Raw genomic sequence first — 3613 nt, 5'->3', positions numbered from 1 at the left:
AACAAATGAGACCACGACGAGAAACGCCAGTCCGAACCCTGAGGCTCGAACCGGCGTTTCTGCAGGTGACTGGCGGTGGCGGTGGGATTTGAACCCACGGTGGAGTTACCCCCACACACGCTTTCGAGCTCTGGGACCCACCGTTCGCCTGGGTTCCCGAGGGTGATCGCGTGCTCAGGGGTTCCCGGGATGGACTGTCCCGACGCACGCCGGACAAGCGCGAACGAGACCGCGAATGAGACCACGGCTTGGAGCATCGGAGCCCCCGCTGCGTCGAGGGAGCGACGGGAGCAAGCGTCCGCAGTTGGCTCCCCTCTGTGTCAAGACGCGGCGGGGAGCGCGGTTCTAGGGTGGGTGGTGGCGGGTCCGGGAAGTGGCTTGTCCGAAGAGCTGGTGTGGGGTTGTGAGTCGGCCGCGCTGGAGTCAGAGTCGTCACCCCGGTGCCCTCCCGGGCCCGTCGCCATCTGCCGTGCCGCGTCGGCAAGCATCGTGCGGAACACGATGTCGGACAGCCTGCGCTTGAGCAGCCGCATCGCTTCATTGGACGTCTTGCCGCGGGCTTTGGTGCGGTCGAAGAAAGCCCGCCCTTCGGTGGGGTTGCGCAGCTGCACGGTGGCCATGATGTGCAGCACCCGGTTGATCTGACGGTTGCCGCCCCGGGACAGCCGGTGGCGGACGTGGTCCCCGGACGAGGCGTCGATCGGGGCGGTGCCGGTCCAGGAGGCGAAGTGGTTGTTGTCCGGGAAGCGGGTGATGTCCCCGACCTCCACGAGCAGACGCGCCGCGCCTGAGGGGCCGATGCCGTGCAGCCCGGTCAACGTCGTACCGGTCGCCGAGAGCAGCTGCGACAGCTCCTTGTTCGCCGCCTTCTTCCGCGCATAGATCCGTTCGAGGTCGCTGACCAGTTCGGCCGCGACCCGGCGCCGGGCCTTGCCCGCGACGTCCCGCGGACGCACCGTCGCCAGCAGCTTCTTCGCCTGCGCCGCGGACAGGTCCTTCTTCGCCCCGCCCGGAATCAGTTCCAGCAGAAGGTGATGCAGCTGAGAGGTCATCCGGGTGTGGTCCTCGCCCAAGGCGCGACGACGGTCGGCCAGCACCCGCAGCACCGCCAGCTGCTCGTCGTCGACGACCGGCCGCAGCCCGGCCAACCGGACCCCGACCAGCGCGATGGAGTGCGCGTCCGTGGCGTCGGTCTTGCGGCCCTGACCGGTGGCGAACATCCGCACCCGCGCGGACAGCCGTGGCGGCACGTCGATGACCTGCTCCCCGTCGGCGAGCAGCCGCAACGCGACGTGGCGCCCGATGCCGTTGCAGCCCTCGACCGCCCACACCCGCTTGGGCCAGGCCCGCGCCACCTCGAGCATGGCGTCGTAGCCGGCCGGGTCGGTGTCGAAGCGGCCACCGGCTGCGATCGACTCATCGGGCCGCATCACCTCGATCGTGACCGAGCGTTTGTGCGGGTCCATCCCGATCACCACGCGATCCGCTGGTTGCTCCATCATCGTGCTCTCCTTCGCTCGAATCGGACTGGTCGTCGAGCTGGGAGGGCAACGCTGCTTTGAGCTTGGGCACACCCCTCTTGAGCCTCTCCCGGCCCTGGCGACGTCCGGGCTGCGCAGGCCAGATGAGAGCCACACCAGTGCGGTGAGCAGCCGAATTGAGAGCGACAGCCCGGACGCCTGGACCGAGCCTTGCCAGGCACCGATCCTTCGTCAATGAAACAAGCAGCCGAATAGCGGATGTTTACGCGGAGCACTTGGAGAGGGCCCGGGAAGCCTCCGGCGCCGGCGCCCTCCAAAGAAATGTTGCTTAAAGACTTGCGCCCTCGAGGAAGCGCACATCTTGTACCTCGAGCGAGCAACGAGCCGGAACCCATGCCGCCTCTCGGCTGGGCGTGTTCAGCAAGGAGCTGGCACGCGCCTCCGGGATCCAGGTTAAGCTGTGAGGCGATCATCGCGCGGTCAGGGCAATAAGCACGTTGGAGACGTCCAGCCCGACGCTGTGAGCCACAGTGACGCTGAGGATGACGCTGGCGGCCGCACGGATCGGTCGTGGCAACTGACGCCAAATGGCGTTCCATGCCGTGGCCTCCACCAGCACCCGCTTCGTGAATGCCGCTGGCTCTGGCCAACCAGCGGCTGGAGGCTTGCGATTCGTCATGCCCTCCACGATGGACACGTGGAGAGCAGGGCGCACAACTCGGATTCACGACTTCCCCCGCGAGGGTCTTCTTGTATACCGTCCTGTCGTGACTGCTGATCAGGGCCACGTTGCGTGCTAATGCGGCGTTGACCTGCAGAAACGGCAGGCTGAGGTGATCCCGTCCTCTAGGGACTGCTGACGCTCTGGTTGACACCTGACCTGTGGCGACAGAGGCCGCCGCTGGAAGGATGTACACCATGCCTGCAGCCCACCCCAAGGAGTTCCGCGACGACGTGATCGCCGTCGCCCGGCGCGGCGAGGCCCCGCTCGGCCAGGTCGCCAAGGACTTCGGGATCTCCGAGTCCTGCCTGCGTAACTGGCTCAAGAACGCCGACGTCGAGGACGGGATCCGACCCGGCACGACACGCCAGGAGTCCGACGAGCTTCGCGAGCTGAAGAAGCGAAACCGGTTGCTGGAACAGGAGAACGAGGTCCTGCGCCGAGCCGCCGCCTACCTGTCCCAGGCGAACCTGAAACTGGGCCAGTCCCCAAAATGAGCTACCCGCTGGTCCGTGACCTTGCTGCTGACGGGATCCCCGTCGCAGTGACCTGCCGGGTTCTGGGCTTCTCCCGCCAGGCGTTCTACGCGTGGTGCGTCGCGCCGGTCAGCGAGCACGACCTCGTCGACGCCTACGCCACCAACGCCGCCGTCGAGGTCCACGCCGACGACCCGGGCTTCGGCTACCGGTTCATCGCCGACGAAGTCATCGACGCCGGCCACGACGTGTCCGAGCGGCGGGTGTGGCGGCTGTGCTCGCAGGCCGGGATCGTGTCCCTACACGCCCGTAAACGCGGCAAGTCCCGTCGGCCCGGACCGCCGGTGCACGATGACCGCGTCGAACGCGACTTCACCTCAGAGCATCCGAACCGGCTGTGGCTGACCGACATCACCGAGCATCCGACCCGCGAGGGCAAGCTGTACCTGTGCGCCGTCAAGGACGCGTGGTCGCGTCGGATCGTCGGGTACTCGATCGATGACCGGATGACCTCTCACCTGGCCGTCGACGCCCTCCAGATGGCCGTCACGCGCCGCGGTGGCCCCGACGTCACCGCCGGCTGCGTGGTCCACAGCGACCGAGGGTCGCAGTTCCGATCCCGACGCTACGTCCACGAGCTCGAACGGCACGAGCTGCTCGGGTCGATGGGACGGGTCGCCTCCAGCGCCGACAACGCCGCCATGGAGAGCTTCTTCGCCCTGCTCCAGAAGAACGTCCTGGACACCCGCCGCTGGGACACCCGCCAACAGCTGCGCCTGGCCATCGTCACCTGGATCGAAAGGACCTACCACCGCCGACGCCGACAACGACCCCTCGGCAAACTAACGCCCATCGAGTTTGAGACCATCTACGCAGCCGCACACGCGGCCTGAAACCCCACACCACGCCTGTCAACCAGAGCGTCAGCAGTCCCG

At 67.3% G+C, this 3613-nt stretch carries 2 protein-coding genes and 1 pseudogene; 1 reads left to right on the top strand and 2 read right to left on the bottom strand.

Annotated elements, in window-relative coordinates:
- Window positions 1-320 precede the first annotated feature (320 nt).
- Both AB4Z14_RS22005 and AB4Z14_RS22000 read right to left on the bottom strand, forming a co-directional pair.
- Entirely contained in the window at window positions 321-1502 is a 1182-nt protein-coding gene (locus AB4Z14_RS22005; RefSeq protein WP_442277105.1) for an IS110 family transposase, read from the bottom strand.
- Window positions 1503-1950: 448 nt separating this feature from the next.
- A complete protein-coding gene (locus AB4Z14_RS22000; protein WP_442277104.1) occupies window positions 1951-2160 on the bottom strand; it encodes a hypothetical protein in 210 nt (69 codons plus the stop codon).
- A gap of 239 nt (window positions 2161-2399) precedes the next feature.
- Between AB4Z14_RS22000 and AB4Z14_RS21995 the strand changes: the two are divergent.
- Window positions 2400-3571, top strand: a pseudogene (locus tag AB4Z14_RS21995) (IS3 family transposase).
- Window positions 3572-3613: the final 42 nt, after the last annotated feature.

This window comes from Terrabacter sp. 2TAF16, from assembly GCF_052115065.1.
Classification (GTDB): Bacteria; Actinomycetota; Actinomycetes; order Actinomycetales; family Dermatophilaceae; genus Terrabacter.
The sequence above is the reverse complement of the archived record's forward strand: the minus strand, read 5'-3'. Positions and strand labels throughout refer to the sequence as shown.